The organism is Diaphorobacter oryzae DSM 22780 (assembly GCF_059568935.1).
The window spans coordinates 61565-77256 of sequence record NZ_JCANUL010000012.1; the positions used below are offsets into that span (position 1 = coordinate 61565).

The following is a 15692-nucleotide window of genomic DNA, read 5'->3' on the forward strand; positions in this document are numbered from 1 at the left end:
TAGCTATTAAAGCAATAGCTAACAGAGATTTATACACAAGCCCTGTGGACCCCATTCAAATCAAATTCAATTAGGAGAACGTCATGCCCTCTCATGCCCCCTCCCGCACCCATTTCAGAAAAACACTGCTCGCTTCGCTGATCGGCACAGTGCTCGCACCTCACGGCGCAATGGCGCTGGACTTTGCCCAGGCACCGCCGGGCACGGTGGAGCCTTATGTCGCGCCGAACGTCATCCTGTCGCTAGACGATTCAGGCAGTATGGGTGGGGGCATGTTCGACAGCAAAACCGGCGCCTACTTGGGCACGCGTGCCCAAGTGCTTGCAAAAGCCCTCAAAGACACGTTCAATGACACCACACTGCTGCCAGACGGAAAAATCCGTTTAGCTTGGCAATCCATGCACGGCAATACCACCGTCAGTGGACTGACTTTCAGTAACCTGGGCACGGCTGCAGCGAGCGAAGCAAACAGCCACAACCTGATGCGTGTACTGGAAGGTAGTCACCGCACCAACTTCATCGCGTACGCGAACAACTACAAAGTTAGCGGCGGCACCCCCACCCATGACATGGTGCAGCGGGCAGACCAGTACATGCGCGCAGCCCTACACAAAAACGGCCCCTGGGCTGACAAACCAGGCACACAGTTGGCAGATGCCAAGAACGACAACAAGCCCCTGGGTTGCCGCCGCAACTACCACATCCTGCTGACCGACGGCGAATGGAATGGCTCCGAGCGAAAAACCGATCCCCGCAACTACGATGGCACGGCCGCAACCCTGCCTAACGGCAAAACCTATGGCATAGCCTCGGCGGAAAACCGCCTCTACCGCGACGGCGAAAACTACACCACTGTTGCCGACTGGGCCTTCAAGAGCTGGGCCGACAGACTGCAGAGCGCGAGCGACCTCAAAGGCAAGGTATCGCCCCTGCCCGAATATGACAACGCGCCAGCGACCGAAACCATCAAGAACCGCAGTACCGGCACGACGGCGACGCTGCAAAAATTCTGGAACCCGAAATACAACCCGGCCGACTGGGCGCACATGGTCACCTTCACCATCGGGTTCAGCGCCGACGCACTTCCCAAGAAGAACTACAACTCAACAGGCTCAGATATGGGTGCAATCACAGCACCAACGTCCTTGCTGCCGTATGGAGACGACGGCAACCTGGCCGACTACGCCAACGGCACCTACGTCTGGCGCGCCTATGGCAAAGACAGAGGCCACGACATGTGGCACGCCGCGCTCAACGGCCGAGGCCAGTTCTACGCTGTGGAGAAGGGCGAAGATCTGAAAAGGGCATTCCAGCAGATCGTTCGCACCATCAACACCGAAACCGAACCCGACCGGGGCTCCACCGCCACCAGCGGTAGCAATGCATCGCAAAACGACGTGGGCATCTTCACGGCCAGCTACATGCCCAAGGAAGGCTGGCGGGGCGCAGTGTCGTCCGAGACTTTCAAGAGCGAGGACGGCACCACTGTGCCCGCCTGGGATGGCAAGACCACAGCCGACAAGCTGGATGCCACGGGCTTCGACGTATCCACCCGTCTGATCCTGACCTGGAACGACACCATCCCCACCGGAAGCACAACGGAAGTGGGCGGTGCAACTTTCAAATGGCTCAGCAGCAGCCTGAGCCCCGCACAGCGCTCCCTCTTGACCCAGGTGGGCTCGCCTGACGGCGGCCCCTCTGGCACCAATGGTGCCGATGGCGACAAGCGCGTAAGGTTCCTGCGCGGTGAGCGCGGCCTGGAGTGCCCCACCCCAACGCCCGCCGGGGGGTGCACCGATAGCGCGCCCTTCCGCCACCGCTGGAGCCGCCAGGGCAGCATCGTCAACTCCGAGGTGTGGTATCTGGGCGCGCCCGTGAGCAACTATGCGCTGGCAGGCTACCAGGCCTTCACCCGCGACTGGAGCAAGCGCGAGCCTATGCTCTATGTGGGCGGCAATGACGGCATGCTGCACGGTTTTACAGCCAAGGATGGCACGGAGCGCATCGCCTACGTGCCCCGCGGCGTGATGCGCGACCTGCCCAAGCTCACCAATCCTACCTTCAACAACAACCACCAGTACTTCGTCGACGGCTCGCCCATGACGGGCGACGTGTTTGACAGCGCATGGAAGACCCTGCTAGTGGGCACGCTGGGCGCGGGCGGCCGGGGCTACTTCGTGCTCGATGTGACCAACCCCGGCAAGACGGACGGCACGGGCACGGGCTCCTTCGTCGAAGGCAATGCCAGCAGCCTGGTGGTAATGGATAAGACGCATCCGGCCAGCACCTCCTCCGCAGGCAACGACGACGTGGACGACCTTGGCCACATCTTCGCCAAGCCGGTGATGGACGACACCAACCCCCAGCGCACCACGCAGATCGTGCGCCTGAACAACAACCGCTGGGCTGCCGTCATGGGCAATGGCTACAACAGCGCCAACGGGCGGCCCGTGCTGCTGATCCAGTATCTGGATGGCGCCAAGGAACTGCTGCGCATTCCCGCGCTAGCGACGGACACGGACAACGGCCTGTCCGCCCCACGCTTGGTGGACATCAACGGCGATGGCCGGCCAGACGTGGTGTATGCGGGCGACTTGAAGGGTAACCTGTGGAAGTTCCTCATCACCTCCAACGTCTCGGGCGAATGGGGCGTAGCCACCTGGGAGGGCGTGGGCGCCGCACCGCTGTTCACAGCCAACCGCGGCACGGGGCATTCGGGCAACACGGGGCATTCGACAAGACAGTCCATCACCGCCGCACCCTCGGTGCGGGTGAACGACCGCTCCAAAAAAGTGACCGACGCGGGGGGTGAAGAAAAGATCTTGCCCGTGGGCGGCATCATGGTGGCCTTCGGCACCGGCCGCAACGTGACCAAGCTGGACCAAGCAGAGCTGCAGCAGCAAACGCTGTACTCCGTGCTGGACAACACGCGCTACCGGCGTGTGGGCGCGGATCTGGACCGCGTGGAGGTCTGTACCTCCGACGCCGGGGACTGCGCCAAGCTGGTAAAGAGCACCGCCGACCTGCCCCATGCCGTAGCGCAAAGCGCTCTGGTGGAAAGCACGATTCCCAACAGCGCAAACCACACGCGTGACGGCAAGCAGTTCTGGACGGTAGATGCCACCACCCTGGACTGGGCGACCAAGAAGGGCTGGTACATGGACTTCCCCCTCACCCGCGAGCGCCTGCTCAAGCCCATGCCGTTCTACGACGGTAGCAACCTGCTGGTGGTGCCCTCCCAGATCCCTGCCAAGGGCTCGCGCCTGGACCCAGCCGTGGAAAGCTGCGAAGGTGGCGCGGTCGACAAGGAAAGCCAGTACGTCACGTTCATTAACATCATGGACGGCAGGGCGCCCCGCGTGCCGATCATCGACGGGCCTGCCGGTCTGGCACGCTTCAACGTTCCGCCGGGCGCCCTGACGATGGTGGTGCGCGAGTCCAGCGTTCACGTGCGCGGCCGGCAACCCAAGCCGGGCGGCTCGGGCTCGGACCTCATCGAGGAGAAGATGCGCCGCATGCCGGAAATGTCCATGCGCCCGAACTGGCGCCAACTGCGGTAACTTCCGCTCTCACTTTTGATAGCTGCGCACGCTTATCTGGGGACGTTTCACAGTACTTTTTATTGTGGAATGTTTTCAGGAAAGCGTAGCCAGCTATGGTTTTTGAACGGGTTTGATGATGAAACACCAGCACCAAGGCTTCACCCTGATCGAGCTGATGATCGTGGTGGCGATCGTCGGCATTCTCTCGGCCATCGCCTACCCCAGCTACGCCGAATATGTCCGCCGCGGGCACCGCGCCGATGCACGTGCCGGCCTGCTGCAGACGCAGCAGTGGCTGGAGCGCGCGGCGACGGCGCAAGGCGTGTACCCCACGACGCTGCCCGCAACGCTCACCTGGTCCGGCGACAGCACCAAGCGCTACACCATCGGCTTCCAGGCAGGCAACACCAACGCGGCCTTCACGCTTACCGCGACCCCAAAAGGTGCGCAGGTTGGCGACAAATGCGGCACCTACACGCTGAGCCACACGGGACTGCGCGGCGCCAACGGCAAGACGTCTGGCCAAGCGGGCTACGACCCCGACTGCTGGGGCAAGTAAGCCGGTGAACACATGGCGCGCTACCATCGCAGCGCCATGACAGACGCCTCTTCCTTCATCACCCAAGCGCTTGGGCTCGCCGCCCAGGCGCTTTGTCTTTCCAACCCCAACCCGCGCGTGGGCTGCGTCATCGCCGGTGGCGATGGCGCCGTGCTGGGCCAGGGCTTCACCCAGCAGGCGGGCGGCCCGCATGCCGAGGTGATGGCGCTGCGCGATGCGCAGGCCCGCGGCCACGACGTGCGCGGCGCAACGGCCTACGTGACGCTGGAGCCCTGCGCGCACCAGGGCCGCACCGGCCCGTGCTGCGACGCACTGATCCAGGCCGGCATAGGGAAGGTGGTGGCGTCCCTGGCCGACCCCAATCCGATGGTGGCGGGCCAAGGCTTTGCGCGATTGCGGGCGGCGGGGGTGACGGTCGAGGTGGGCCCGGGCGCTGCGCAGTCGCGCGAACTCAACATCGGCTTCTTCAGCCGCATGGTGCGCGGCACGCCCTGGGTGCGCATGAAAGCCGCGGCCTCGCTCGATGGCGTGACTGCGCTGGCCAACGGCGCCAGCCAGTGGATCACCTCGCCCGCTGCCCGGGCGGACGGGCATGCCTGGCGCGCGCGCGCCTGCGCGGTGCTGACCGGCATCGGCACGGTGCTGGAAGACGACCCGCGCCTGGACGTGCGCGAGGCACCCACCCCGCGCCAACCGCACCTGGTGATTGTGGACAGCCGGTTGCAGACGCCGCCCGGCGCGCGGCTCTTCGACGTGCCCGGCCGGCGCGTGTTTCTGTACGCCGCCCACGCAGACGCGCACAGGGCCGAGGCCCTGCAGGCGCGCGGCGCCACCGTCATCGTGCTGCCCAACGCCCATGGCAAGGTGGACCTGCCCGCAATGCTGCGCGACCTGGACACGCGCGGCGTGAACGAGCTGCACCTGGAGGCCGGGCACAAGCTCAACGGTTCCTTCCTGCGCGAAGGGCTCGTCGATGAGCTGCTGCTCTACCTGGCCCCCCTCCTGCTGGGCAGCGGCGGCGCCGGGCTCGCCCACTGGGGGCCGCTGCAGGCGCTGGCGGATGGCGTGCGCATGGAGTTCCACTCCATGCAGCCGGTGGGGCCGGACGTTCGGCTGCTGGCCCGCGTGGCCGGGCGTGCCGATTTCTAGACTGCATACGGAGCTGCCGGCACCATGCCCGCCACCACACCGTACCGCCACCAACCGGTCCAGGCCCTGATCCGCTGGTGCGTACTGACAGGGCTGGCGCTTTTTGTGTGCTACGGCTGCTCCGGCCTGCCCAAGGCGGTGGACAGGCCCGTCTCCACGGCGCTGGACACTGCGCGCGAACCCACGGCGCTCACCGCACTGGTGGACGCGCGCCGCCGCACCGCGGGCGCCCGCCATCCCTCGGGCTTCATGCTGCTGAGCGGCCCGCAAGAGGCCTACGGCAGCCGCCTGGCCCTGGTGCAGGCGGCGCAAAAGACGCTGGACCTGCAGTACTACGCCATCCACGCCGACGCCAGCACCGAGCGCCTGCTGCACAGCGTGGTGGCCGCCGCGCGGCGGGGGGTGCGCGTGCGCATTCTGCTGGACGACTTTCACAGCACCGGGCGCCATGCGCTGGTGATGCGCATGGCGTTCGAGCCGCATATCGAGATGCGCATGTTCAACCCGGTGGCAGGCGCCCGCGCCTCCGCCCTGGGGCGCCTGTGGGGCGCGATCACGGACTTCTCGCGCGTGCAGCAGCGCATGCACAACAAGCTCTTCCTGGCCGACAACGTGATGGGCGTGACAGGCGGGCGCAACCTGGGCGATGCGTACTTCGGCAAGTCGGAGGCAGAAAACTTCGTCGATCTCGACGTGCTGGCCGCCGGGCCCATCGTGGCCGACATGTCGCGCAGCTTCGACAGTTACTGGAACAACCCCCGCGCCTACCCGGTGCAGTCGCTCATCACGCCGCAGGAGCTGGAGCGCCTGCGCTCGCAGGTGCTGCAGGACAGCCACGGTCCTGCCGAAGAGCAAGCCCCCGCACCATTGGCCGCACCACAGGCCCCGCCGGCGCAGGCCGCACATGTCTGGGACACGCAGCCCATGGACCTGCACACCGCCGAATTCACCTGGGCACCGGCCGCGATGCTGGCGGACAAGCCCACCAAGATCGCGCTCGACGGCGAAGAGCCCGGAACGCCCGCCACCCTGCGCACGCGGGGCGCCGCTGCCCGCGACACGCTGCCGCCGTCCACCGCATCGGCGGACACGGTGGTCGACGGACTGCTCGGCCTCATGGGCCGCACGCGGCGCGAGCTGCTCATCATCTCCCCCTACTTCGTGCCCGGCGACGACATGAAGCGCGCCTTCGCCCAGGCGCGGTCACGCGGCGTGCGTGTGCGGGTGCTGACCAACTCGCTCGCCTCCAACGACGCACCCATCGCCCATGTCGGCTATGCGCGCCACCGCGACGATCTGCTGGCCATGGGCGTGGAGCTGTACGAGCTGCGCAGCGAGCAGGCCGGCCTGCGCTCGGCCTTCGGCAGCTCCGGCAGCACCACGGGTGCGTCGCGCTCCATGCTGCACTCCAAGGTCATGGTGGTGGACGGCCGGCTGGTGGTGGTGGGCTCGATGAACCTGGACCTGCGCTCGCAGTTGCACAACACCGAGATCGCCCTGCTGATCCGCAGCCGCGGCCTGGCCACCGAGGCGGCCGGGCAAATCGACGCCGCCATGCGCGAAAGCGCCTGGCGCCTGGCGCGCCAGGACGACGGCCGCCTGGTGTGGCACGCCCCGGAGGGCAGCGGCCTGCCGGACGCCCATACCGATCCCGACAGCGGCCTGGGCCTGCGCCTGCTGCTCAGGCTGCTGGGCCCGCTGGCGCCCGATCACCTGCTGTAGCCGGCGCTGCCGCGGCGTCGCCCTCGGTGCGCGTCACCCAGGCGGTGATGGCCTGCTGGTCGGTCATTACGCGCACCTGGTCGAAGGCCTGCTGCGCCTCTGGATAGCGCCGGCGCAGCAGGTTCAGCCACTGCTTGAGCCGGCCGGCGCGCTGGCGCGGCTCCAGGTCTTCGCACACCAGGCGCCAGAAGCGGGCGATCTGCGGCAGCAGCGCCTCCCAGGACAGCTCAGCCTCCGCACGCCCCTGGTCGCGCGCGCGAATCGCCAGCGCCAGGCCCGGGTCGGCCACCATGCCGCGGCCCAGCATTAGCGCGTCGCAGCCCGACAGGCTGCGGCAGCGCAGCGCGTCGGCCACGGTCCAGATCTCGCCATTGGCCACCACGGGAACGGCCACCGCCGCGCGGATCGCGGGAATCTGCTCCCAGTATGCGGGCGGGCGGTAGCCATCGGCCTTGGTGCGCGCATGCACCACCAGCTCGCAGGCCCCGCCCTGCGCCATGGCCTGCGCGCATTCGCGGGCCAGGCCAGCATCGTCGTAGCCCAGGCGCATCTTGGCCGACACGGGCAGGTGCGCGGGCACGGCGCGGCGCACGGCCGCCACCACGGCGGCGATGCGCTCGGGCTCGCGCAACAGGGCCGCGCCGCCGCCATGGCGGTTGACGGTCTTGGCCGGACAGCCGAAGTTCAGGTCAATGCCCTCGGGCCCCAGCGCGGCCAGGCGGGCGGCGTTCTCGGCCATGCTCACGGGGTCCGAGCCCAGCAGCTGCGCCCGCACGGGCACGCCGGCCAGCGTGCGCCCGCCGTTGCGCAGTTCGGGGATGTAGCCCAGAAACACCTTGTCGGGCAGCAGGCTGCCCGTGACCCGGATGAATTCGGACACGCAGCGGTCCACGCCGCCCACGCGGGTCAGCACGTCGCGCAGCACGAAGTCGAGCAGCCCCTCCATCGGGGCGAGCAGCAGCGGTGCGGGTATACCCATGGAAGGCTTTTGAATCAAATCAGCCCCTAACACTTACCAGATAAGCGCAAGCAGCTATCAAAACAGGAGTTTTGCATGGACCGCGGCGGCACGCGCCTAGGGTTGCCGCGCGCCGCCGGCCAGGCCCAGGCGCCACAGCGAGGTGACCTCGGCCGCGCGCGCGGCGGCCAGCGCATCGCCACCGGCGGTGGCCTTGCCGTGGCGCGGCCGGATGTCGTGGCGGCCGCGCACCTCCAGCCCCGCCGCCGCCACCCAGCCCAGCAGGTCGTCCCGGCTGCGCAGGCGCAGATGCTCGGCCAGGTCCGAGAGGATGAGCCAGCCCTCGCCCCGCGGCTCCAGGTGCGCCGCCAGGCCCGCCAGAAAGCCGCGCAGCATGCGGCTGTCCTCGTCGTACACCGCGCGCTCGATGGGCGCGCCGGCCTTGGCCGGCAACCAGGGCGGGTTGCAGACGATGAGCGGGGCCCGCCCGAACGTGCTCGCGGGCGGGAACAGGTCGGCCTGCAGCAGCTCCACGCGATCCGCCAGGCCCAGGCGCGCCAGGTTGTCGCCCGCGCAGGCCAGGGCACGCGGGTCCAGCTCGGTCGCCACCACGCGGGCCACGCCGCGCCGCGCCAGCACGGCGGCCAGCACGCCGGTACCTGCGCCGATCTCGAAGGCCAGCGCTTCCGCACCCGGCGGCAGCGGCGCCTGGGCGACCAGGTCCACGTATTCGCCGCGCACGGGCGAAAACACGCCGTAGTGCGGATGGATTTGCGCCTCCAGCGCGGGCACATACACGCCCTTCTTGCGCCACTCGTGCGCGCCCACGGCGCCCAGCAGCTCGCGCAGCGAGACGATGCAGGAGGTTTCGGGCGCGGCGCCCCAGGCCTCGGTGCAGGCGACGCGCCAGTCGGGCGCGCGGCGCAGGGCCATGCCCCAGCCGGGCTGCAACTCGATCAACAGCAGCCCCAGCAGGCGGGCGCGCTGCGCCTGCGCCTGGCGGTGCAAGTGGAAGGCATGCGGGAAATCCGCGGCGGGCTGTGCACCGCGCTTGCCGCCCTTGCGGGGGCGGTCGATGCGGCGCTTGAGCGCATCCAGCAGGTGGCGTGCGTTCTGAAAATCGCCACGCCACAGCAGGCCCGTGCCTTCGCACATCAGCCGGTAGGCGGCATCGGCCGCCAGCGTGTCGTCGGCCAACACCACGCGGCGCGGCGGGCTGGCGCCGCTTTCGGAGCGCCACGGCGCACAGCGGTCCTCGCCGTGTTCGCTCCAACGAATCATGGGAAGACTCAGTTCAGGGGGCGCTTGAGGCGCACTTCCTCGATCTTCACGCCACCGATCACGGCCGTCTTGGCGGTCGTCATCTCGCGCTTGAAGCCGGCGAGTTCGTGAAAGCGCAGGGCACGCTCATTGCGCAGCGGCACCCAGGCCGTCACGGTGGTGCAGCCCTCTTCGTGCAGGCCGTCGCGGGCAGCGTCCCACAGGGCCACGCCCACGCCCTTGTCCCAATGCGAGGGGGCGGCGTAGATGGCCCAGATCTCGCCCGTGGTGGGGCGGCTCTTTTCATCACGCGAGCGGTCGAAGCCGACGAAGCCGACGATCTTGTCGCCGTCCACGGCCACCTGGACCTGGGGCTCGCAATATTCGATGGCCTCGCGCCAGTAGGCCTGGCGCTTCTCCATCGAGGACATGGACTTCAACTGATCGTCTGGTACCAGACCTCGGTAGGCTTCCATCGCGGCAGTGGAGTGAACCTGTGCAATGGCTTTGGCATCGCGAAGTGTGGCGGGGCGAACCTGGATACTGGACATGGGAAAACGGGAACGGGTGAAAAGCGAAAAACCCAGCATTCTCGCGCAAATGGATTTTTGCCTCTCGCGCTACAAAGTTTCCACCTTGCCAACCCCGCCATTTCACGCAAATGCGTCCATCTGTGGCATGCACGCGCGCCCGGCGTGGGCGCCGCGCTACATCAGGCGCCGCAGCAGCGCCATCACCTGGTCGAAGCGCGCACCGTAGGGCGGATACAGCAGATGGCCCATGGACCAGCGCGACTGCGCCAGCACCGGCTTCTGGTGGCAAAAGCGCAGGAAACCCGGCTCGCCATGGTAGGCGCCCCAGCCGCTGTCGCCCACGCCGCCGAAGGGCAGGTTGTCGTGCGCAATGTGCATCAGCGTGTCGTTCACCGACACGCCACCGCTCACCGTGCGACGCAGCACGTCGTCGCGCACGCTCTCGCTGCGGCCAAACCAGTACAAGGCCAGCGGCCGTGGATGCGCATTGATGTGGGCGATGGCGTCGTCCAGCCGCTCGTAGCCCAGCACGGGCAGCACGGGGCCGAAGATCTCCTCCTGCATGAGCAGCATGCCCTGCGTAGCGCCGAACACCAGCACCGGCGCCATCTGCCGCCCCACCCCGTCGCCGATGCCCTGCGGCGGCGGCGGGGGCGATCCCGGCACCGGCGCCATCACCTGCAGCTCGGCCCCCTGGGTCTGGGCCTGCTGCAGCATGGTGCGCAGGCGCGCGAGATGGCGCGAGCTGATGACGGAGGCATAGTCCGGGTTGCCCTCGAAGTACGGAAACAGCCTCGCCACCGCGGCGCGGAAGGCCTCCGCGAAGGCGGCCTCGCTACCGCGCGGCAGCAGCACGTAGTCAGGGGCGATACAGGTCTGGCCCGCGTTGAGCAGCTTGCCGTGGGCGATCTTGAGCGCGGCATCCTGCAGGTCGCAGTCCGTGTCGATGATGCAGGGCGACTTGCCGCCCAGCTCCAGCGTGGTGGGCGTGAGGTTGGCCGCCGCCGCCTGCGCCACCTTGCGCCCCACGGCCGTGGAGCCGGTGAATACCAGGTGGTCGAACGGCAGCGACGCCACCAGCGCCGCCACCGCCGCATCGCCCTGCACCACGCAAAACTCGTCCGGCGCAAAGAACTGCGCCACCAGGGCCGCCAGCTGCGCCGAGGTGTGGGGCGTGAGTTCGCTGGGCTTGAGCATCACGCGGTTACCGGCCGCCAGCGCGCCGATGGCCGGCGCCAGCGCCAGCTGCACGGGATAGTTCCATGGCGAGATGACCCCCACCACGCCCAGCGGCTGGCGCTCGATCCAGCCGCGCGCGGGCTGCAGGAACAGGGGCGTGCGCACCTTTTGCGGCCGGCTCCAGCGGGCCAGATGGCGCAGGGTGTGCGTGAGCTGGGCCCGCAGCACGAACAGGTCCGCCACCTCGGTGAGGCGGGGCGAACGCATGCCGAAATCGGCCTGCACCGCCGCCGCCAGCGCAGGGCCATGCTCGTCGAGCAGCTTGCGCATGCGCAGCAGCCGCTCGCGGCGCACCATGAGCGGCGCATCGGGCTGCGCCCTGCTGGCCTGGCGTTGTATTTCGAAGAGATGGCGGATGTCGTCAGGCTTCATGGAGCGATCGAGAAAACGCCGCGCGGACGGCATGCGTCGCGCGGCAGTGCCTGGGGTGCAGGCGGCCAGGCGCGGGCCGGCACCGCCGGCCAGCGCCCGGGGAGGTCAACGAATCTCGCGCGGCACCACGTCCGTGACGTCATGCATCGCGGCGGCATCGCCGCGCCGGGGTTCGGCCGGCGCGGTCCAGCGCGCCGTGCTGCGGTACACCGTGCTCCAACCCGTGCGCGGGTCCATGCGCATGGTCCACGGCATGACCGGCTTGCCGGTGAGCCGCGCCCACAGCGCGCGCACGCCCCATACCAGCGCCAGCACCGCTGCCGCAGCCAGCAGGCTCAGAAACAGGACCACGCCCATGGCAAAGACCACGAGGCGCAACGTCCAGCGGATGACACCAGCCACTACTTCATTCAAACCAGGCCCCTTTCAGGCGGGTGATGCACAGGCCCTGCGCACCCACCCGCAAAGATGGTAAGGCTCAGCCCGCCGCGCGGGCCTCGCCAAAGTGGAATACCCCCGGATCCTTCACCGGATCGACATCCACCGGAATCGCGCTCTTGGGAGGATAGCGGCCCTCCAGCAGCAGCTTGGACAAGGGGTTTTCGATGCGCTGCTGGATCGCCCGCTTGAGCGGCCGCGCGCCGAACACCGGGTCGAAGCCGACCTTGGCCAGCTCGCCCAACGCGGCCTCGGACACCTGCAGAGCAAGGTCCATTTTCGCCAGCCGCGCCTGCAGCACGCGCAACTGAATGCGCGCAATCGCTTCGATATGCTTCGCGTCCAGGCCGTGGAACACCACCGTCTCATCGATGCGGTTGAGGAACTCGGGGCGGAAATGGCCCTTGAGTTCGCCCCACACGGCTTCCTTGATGTCCTCCGCGTCCTGGCCCACCATGGCCTGTATCAGGTGCGAGCCGATGTTGCTGGTCATCACGATCACCGTGTTCTTGAAGTCCACGGTGCGGCCCTGGCCGTCGGTCAGCCGGCCATCGTCCAGCACCTGCAGCAGCACGTTGAACACGTCGGGGTGGGCCTTCTCCACCTCGTCCAGCAGCAGCACGGAGTACGGCTTGCGGCGCACGGCTTCCGTCAGGTAGCCGCCCTCTTCATAGCCCACATAGCCGGGAGGCGCGCCAATCAAGCGCGCAACGCTATGCTTTTCCATGAACTCGCTCATGTCGATGCGCACCAGGTGGTCTTCGCTGTCGAACAGGAAGCCCGCCAGCGCCTTGCACAGCTCGGTCTTGCCCACGCCCGTGGGGCCCAGGAACAGGAACGAGCCGGTGGGGCGATTGGGGTCCGACAGGCCCGAGCGCGAGCGGCGGATGGCATTGGCCACGGCGGAAATCGCCTCGTCCTGGCCCACCACGCGCTCGTGCAGTTTTTCCTCCATGTGCAGCAGCTTGTCCTTTTCGCCCTGCATCATCTTGGCCACGGGAATGCCCGTGGCGCGGCTCACCACCTCGGCAATCTCCTCGGCGCCGACCTGCGTGCGCAGCAGCCTGGGCGCGGCCTTCTCGCGCGCGTTCTCGCTGTCCTGCGCTTCCTTCAGCTGCTTTTCCAGCGCGGGCAGCTTGCCGTACTGCAACTCGGCCACCCGGTTGAAGTCGCCCTTGCGCTTCAGGTCATCGATCTGGGTGTGGATGGCGTCGATCTCCTTGCGGATCTGTTCGCTGCCCTGGGCGCTGGCCTTCTCGGCCTTCCAGACCTCTTCGAGATCGGCGTACTCGCGCTCCACGTTGGACAACTCTTCCTCGATGAGCTGCAGGCGCTTTTGCGAGGCCTCGTCGGTCTCCTTCTTCATGGCCTCGCGCTCGATCTTGAGCTGGATCATGCGGCGCTCGAGCTTGTCCATCGCCTCGGGCTTGGAGTCGATCTCGATCTTGATCTTGGCCGCGGCCTCGTCGATCAGGTCGATGGCCTTGTCGGGCAGGAAGCGGTCGGTGATGTAGCGGTGGGACAACTCGGCCGCGGCCACGATGGCCGGGTCGGTGATGTCCACACCGTGGTGCGCCTCGTAGCGCACCTGCAGGCCGCGCAGGATGGCGATGGTGTCTTCCACCGAGGGTTCGTCCACCAGCACCTTCTGGAAGCGCCGCTCCAGCGCCGCGTCCTTCTCGATGTACTTGCGGTACTCGTCCAGCGTGGTCGCGCCGATGCAGTGCAGCTCGCCGCGCGCCAGCGCGGGCTTGAGCATGTTGCCTGCATCCATGGCGCCGTCGGCCTTGCCGGCGCCGACCATGGTGTGGATCTCGTCGATGAACAGAATGATGCGCCCTTCCTCGTGCGCCACCTCCTTCAGCACGGACTTCAGGCGCTCCTCGAAGTCGCCGCGGTACTTGGCGCCGGCCAGCAGGCCCGCCATGTCCAACACCAGCACGCGCTTGTTCTTGAGCGACTCGGGCACCTCGCCCTCGACGATGCGCTGGGCCAGGCCTTCGACGATGGCGGTCTTGCCCACGCCGGGCTCGCCGATCAGCACGGGGTTGTTCTTGCTGCGGCGCTGCAGCACCTGGATGGCGCGGCGGATCTCGTCGTCACGGCCGATCACCGGGTCGAGCTTGCCCAGGCGGGCGCGCTCGGTCAGGTCCAGCGTGTATTTCTTGAGCGCCTCGCGCTGGCCCTCGGCCTCGGCGCTGTCCACCTTCTGGCCGCCGCGCACGGCGTCGATGGCGGCCTCCAGGCTCTTGCGCGTGAGGCCGTTGTCCTTCGCGATCTGCGCGGCCTCGCCCTTGCTGTCGATCAAGGCGAGCAGGAACAGCTCGCTGGCGATGAACTGGTCGCCGCGCTTGATGGCCTCTTTCTCGGTGGCCTGCAGCACGCGGCCCAGCTCGGGACTGCCCTGCACCTGGTCCTGGCCCTGCACCTGGGGCAGGCGCTTGACGGCCGCCTCGGCCGCGGCCAGCAGGCCCGGTGCATTGGCGCCGGCGCGCTGCAGCAGCGCGCGCGGGCCCTCATCCTGGCGCAGCAGGGCGACCAGCATGTGAACGGGTTCGATATAGGCATTGTCGTGCCCGAGCGCCAGGGACTGGGCATCGGACAGCGCTTCCTGGAACTTTGTGGTGAACTTGTCGAAACGCATGTAAAACCTCCAACTCAACGCTAGCTAAGGATGGCGCGACGCTATTTCAAGCCACGGCGCGATAAAAGCCGCTGCGCTCAGCCTGCCGCCTGCGGCGGCGCCGCAATGCCCCAGCGCGCCAGCGCCGCATCGTCGCTCACGCGCGCATCCACCCAGCGCGCACCCTCGGGGGTCTGCTCCTTCTTCCAGAACGGCGCCTGGGTCTTGAGGTAGTCCATGAGGAACTCACAGGCCTGGAAGCTCTCGCCCCGGTGCGCCGAGGTCACGGCCACGAGGACGATCTGGTCCAGCGGCGCCAGCAGCCCCACGCGGTGGATCACGCGCACGCCGAACAGGTCGAAGCGCCGCAGCGCCTCGTCCACCATGGCCTCGATGGACCGCTCCGTCATGCCGGGGTAGTGCTCCAGCTCCATCGAGGCCACGCTGTCGCCGTCATTGCGGTCGCGCACCGTGCCCACGAAGCAGCACACGGCGCCTACGCGCCCGTCCCGGGCGCGCAGCGCCGCCAGCTCGGCGGAAACGTCGAAATCATGTGTCTGGATGGATACGCGTGGCATGGCTGGAATCGGCGGCATAAGGAGGAAAATGGCCCGGGGTGGATATTGCGCGCACAGGCGGCCACCACGCCAGCGGGTTTTGCTACATTGCCCGGCACTTTAACGCCCCCGCACCGCCATGGCCCTGCAGACCATCACCACCGCCGACTACACGCTCTACCCCTCGCCGCGCAACACGCACCGCGTGGTGTTCGAGTTCCAGGTCTTCGTGCCCCACCCCTATGCGCTGATCGACCTGCCCAGCTTCGGGCTGGCGGGCCGCTACAGCCTGTTTTCCGCCCACCGCCTGGGCGACGGCAAGGCGGGCCAACTCGCGACCTTCGAGCAGGAAAGCGACAAGCAGCGTTTCGAGCGCCTCTTCGTACCCGACTGAAGGATCCCGGCAGGGCCGGCGTTTGAGCCCGCTCAAGCCCCGGCGCCACGCCGGCGCCCCACCCGGCCGCCCTTGACCTGACGCAAAGACACCCGCGCCCCGCTGCGCTGCAATGGCGCCCAGAAAGTCCATACAAGGAGGAAAGCGTCATGCAACTGCTCAAGCAACTCTTCACCACCGAGGTCGGTCTGTTCAGCGCCGTCGGCATAGGCATCATGCTGTGCATGGCCGGCTTTTTCCTGTGGCTGTTCACGCGCAACGACGCGCCCCAGGCGGGCCAAAAGCAACAGCAGCGCTGAATCCGCACGCCCCTCGGCCAAGGCGCCGCTCCGGCAGGGGTGGCGCC

At 67.8% G+C, this 15692-nt stretch carries 13 protein-coding genes; 6 read left to right on the forward strand and 7 right to left on the reverse strand.

The features are described 5' to 3' along the window. The first annotated feature begins 83 nt into the window (after positions 1-83). The 4 genes from BP68_RS16120 to BP68_RS16135 all read left to right on the forward strand — a co-directional run bounded on the left by BP68_RS16120 (position 84) and on the right by BP68_RS16135 (position 6972). Positions 84-3560 carry a pilus assembly protein gene (locus BP68_RS16120; RefSeq protein ID WP_496373590.1) on the forward strand — a complete coding sequence of 1159 codons (3477 nt, stop codon included), beginning with the start codon at positions 84-86 and terminating at the stop codon, positions 3558-3560. Positions 3561-3675: 115 nt separating this feature from the next. Further along, complete coding sequence (locus BP68_RS16125) at positions 3676-4101, forward strand: type IV pilin protein (protein WP_496373592.1); 426 nt, start codon at positions 3676-3678, stop codon at positions 4099-4101. Between the two features lie 36 nt (positions 4102-4137). Further along, positions 4138-5250 (forward strand): bifunctional diaminohydroxyphosphoribosylaminopyrimidine deaminase/5-amino-6-(5-phosphoribosylamino)uracil reductase RibD, encoded by a 1113-nt coding sequence (gene ribD / locus BP68_RS16130; protein WP_496373594.1) that lies wholly within the window; start codon positions 4138-4140, stop codon positions 5248-5250. Positions 5251-5274: 24 nt separating this feature from the next. Next, positions 5275-6972 carry a phospholipase D family protein gene (locus BP68_RS16135; RefSeq protein WP_496373596.1) on the forward strand — a complete coding sequence of 566 codons (1698 nt, stop codon included), beginning with the start codon at positions 5275-5277 and terminating at the stop codon, positions 6970-6972. On the opposite strand, the gene BP68_RS16140 is transcribed toward BP68_RS16135, so the two are convergent. The 7 genes from BP68_RS16140 to moaE form a co-directional block, all read right to left on the reverse strand. Continuing rightward, complete coding sequence (locus BP68_RS16140) at positions 6932-7951, reverse strand: tRNA dihydrouridine synthase (RefSeq protein WP_496373598.1); 1020 nt, start codon at positions 7949-7951, stop codon at positions 6932-6934. The two genes, BP68_RS16135 and BP68_RS16140, sit on opposite strands and share 41 nt — an antisense overlap. Before the next feature lie 96 nt (positions 7952-8047). Next, positions 8048-9211, reverse strand: a complete 1164-nt coding sequence (locus tag BP68_RS16145) for a methyltransferase (RefSeq protein ID WP_496373601.1) — start codon at positions 9209-9211, stop codon at positions 8048-8050. A gap of 8 nt (positions 9212-9219) precedes the next feature. Next, positions 9220-9741 (reverse strand): GNAT family N-acetyltransferase, encoded by a 522-nt coding sequence (locus BP68_RS16150; protein ID WP_496373603.1) that lies wholly within the window; start codon positions 9739-9741, stop codon positions 9220-9222. Between the two features lie 156 nt (positions 9742-9897). Beyond that, positions 9898-11334, reverse strand: a complete 1437-nt coding sequence (locus BP68_RS16155; protein ID WP_496373605.1) for a coniferyl aldehyde dehydrogenase — start codon at positions 11332-11334, stop codon at positions 9898-9900. Between the two features lie 105 nt (positions 11335-11439). Then, on the reverse strand, positions 11440-11748 hold the full coding sequence (locus BP68_RS16160; protein WP_496373607.1) for a hypothetical protein: 309 nt from the start codon (positions 11746-11748) through the stop codon (positions 11440-11442). 64 nt (positions 11749-11812) lie between these two features. Next, positions 11813-14416, reverse strand: coding sequence for an ATP-dependent chaperone ClpB (clpB, locus tag BP68_RS16165; protein WP_496373609.1), 2604 nt, complete (start codon positions 14414-14416; stop codon positions 11813-11815). 77 nt (positions 14417-14493) lie between these two features. Further along, a complete protein-coding gene (moaE, locus tag BP68_RS16170) occupies positions 14494-14973 on the reverse strand; it encodes a molybdopterin synthase catalytic subunit MoaE (RefSeq protein WP_496373611.1) in 480 nt (159 codons plus the stop codon). 118 nt (positions 14974-15091) lie between these two features. Between moaE and BP68_RS16175 the strand changes: the two genes are divergently transcribed. Both BP68_RS16175 and BP68_RS16180 read left to right on the forward strand, forming a co-directional pair. Further along, a complete protein-coding gene (locus BP68_RS16175) occupies positions 15092-15346 on the forward strand; it encodes a hypothetical protein (protein ID WP_496373613.1) in 255 nt (84 codons plus the stop codon). 149 nt (positions 15347-15495) lie between these two features. Continuing rightward, the gene (locus BP68_RS16180; protein ID WP_496373615.1) at positions 15496-15645 is read left to right on the forward strand and encodes a DUF3149 domain-containing protein; all 150 of its coding nucleotides are present in this window, start codon (positions 15496-15498) and stop codon (positions 15643-15645) included. The last annotated feature ends 47 nt before the right edge of the window (positions 15646-15692 follow it).

What these genes read in the sequence shown, in the direction of transcription:
- BP68_RS16120 (WP_496373590.1), top strand. Translation starts at nt 84, where the DNA reads ATGCCCTCTCATGCCCCCTCCCGCACCCATTTCAGAAAAACACTGCTC.
- BP68_RS16125 (WP_496373592.1), top strand. Translation starts at nt 3,676, where the DNA reads ATGATGAAACACCAGCACCAAGGCTTCACCCTGATCGAGCTGATGATC.
- ribD (WP_496373594.1), top strand. Translation starts at nt 4,138, where the DNA reads ATGACAGACGCCTCTTCCTTCATCACCCAAGCGCTTGGGCTCGCCGCC.
- BP68_RS16135 (WP_496373596.1), top strand. Translation starts at nt 5,275, where the DNA reads ATGCCCGCCACCACACCGTACCGCCACCAACCGGTCCAGGCCCTGATC.
- BP68_RS16140 (WP_496373598.1), bottom strand. Translation starts at nt 7,951, where the DNA reads ATGGGTATACCCGCACCGCTGCTGCTCGCCCCGATGGAGGGGCTGCTC.
- BP68_RS16145 (WP_496373601.1), bottom strand. Translation starts at nt 9,211, where the DNA reads ATGATTCGTTGGAGCGAACACGGCGAGGACCGCTGTGCGCCGTGGCGC.
- BP68_RS16150 (WP_496373603.1), bottom strand. Translation starts at nt 9,741, where the DNA reads ATGTCCAGTATCCAGGTTCGCCCCGCCACACTTCGCGATGCCAAAGCC.
- BP68_RS16155 (WP_496373605.1), bottom strand. Translation starts at nt 11,334, where the DNA reads ATGAAGCCTGACGACATCCGCCATCTCTTCGAAATACAACGCCAGGCC.
- clpB (WP_496373609.1), bottom strand. Translation starts at nt 14,416, where the DNA reads ATGCGTTTCGACAAGTTCACCACAAAGTTCCAGGAAGCGCTGTCCGAT.
- moaE (WP_496373611.1), bottom strand. Translation starts at nt 14,973, where the DNA reads ATGCCACGCGTATCCATCCAGACACATGATTTCGACGTTTCCGCCGAG.
- BP68_RS16175 (WP_496373613.1), top strand. Translation starts at nt 15,092, where the DNA reads ATGGCCCTGCAGACCATCACCACCGCCGACTACACGCTCTACCCCTCG.
- BP68_RS16180 (WP_496373615.1), top strand. Translation starts at nt 15,496, where the DNA reads ATGCAACTGCTCAAGCAACTCTTCACCACCGAGGTCGGTCTGTTCAGC.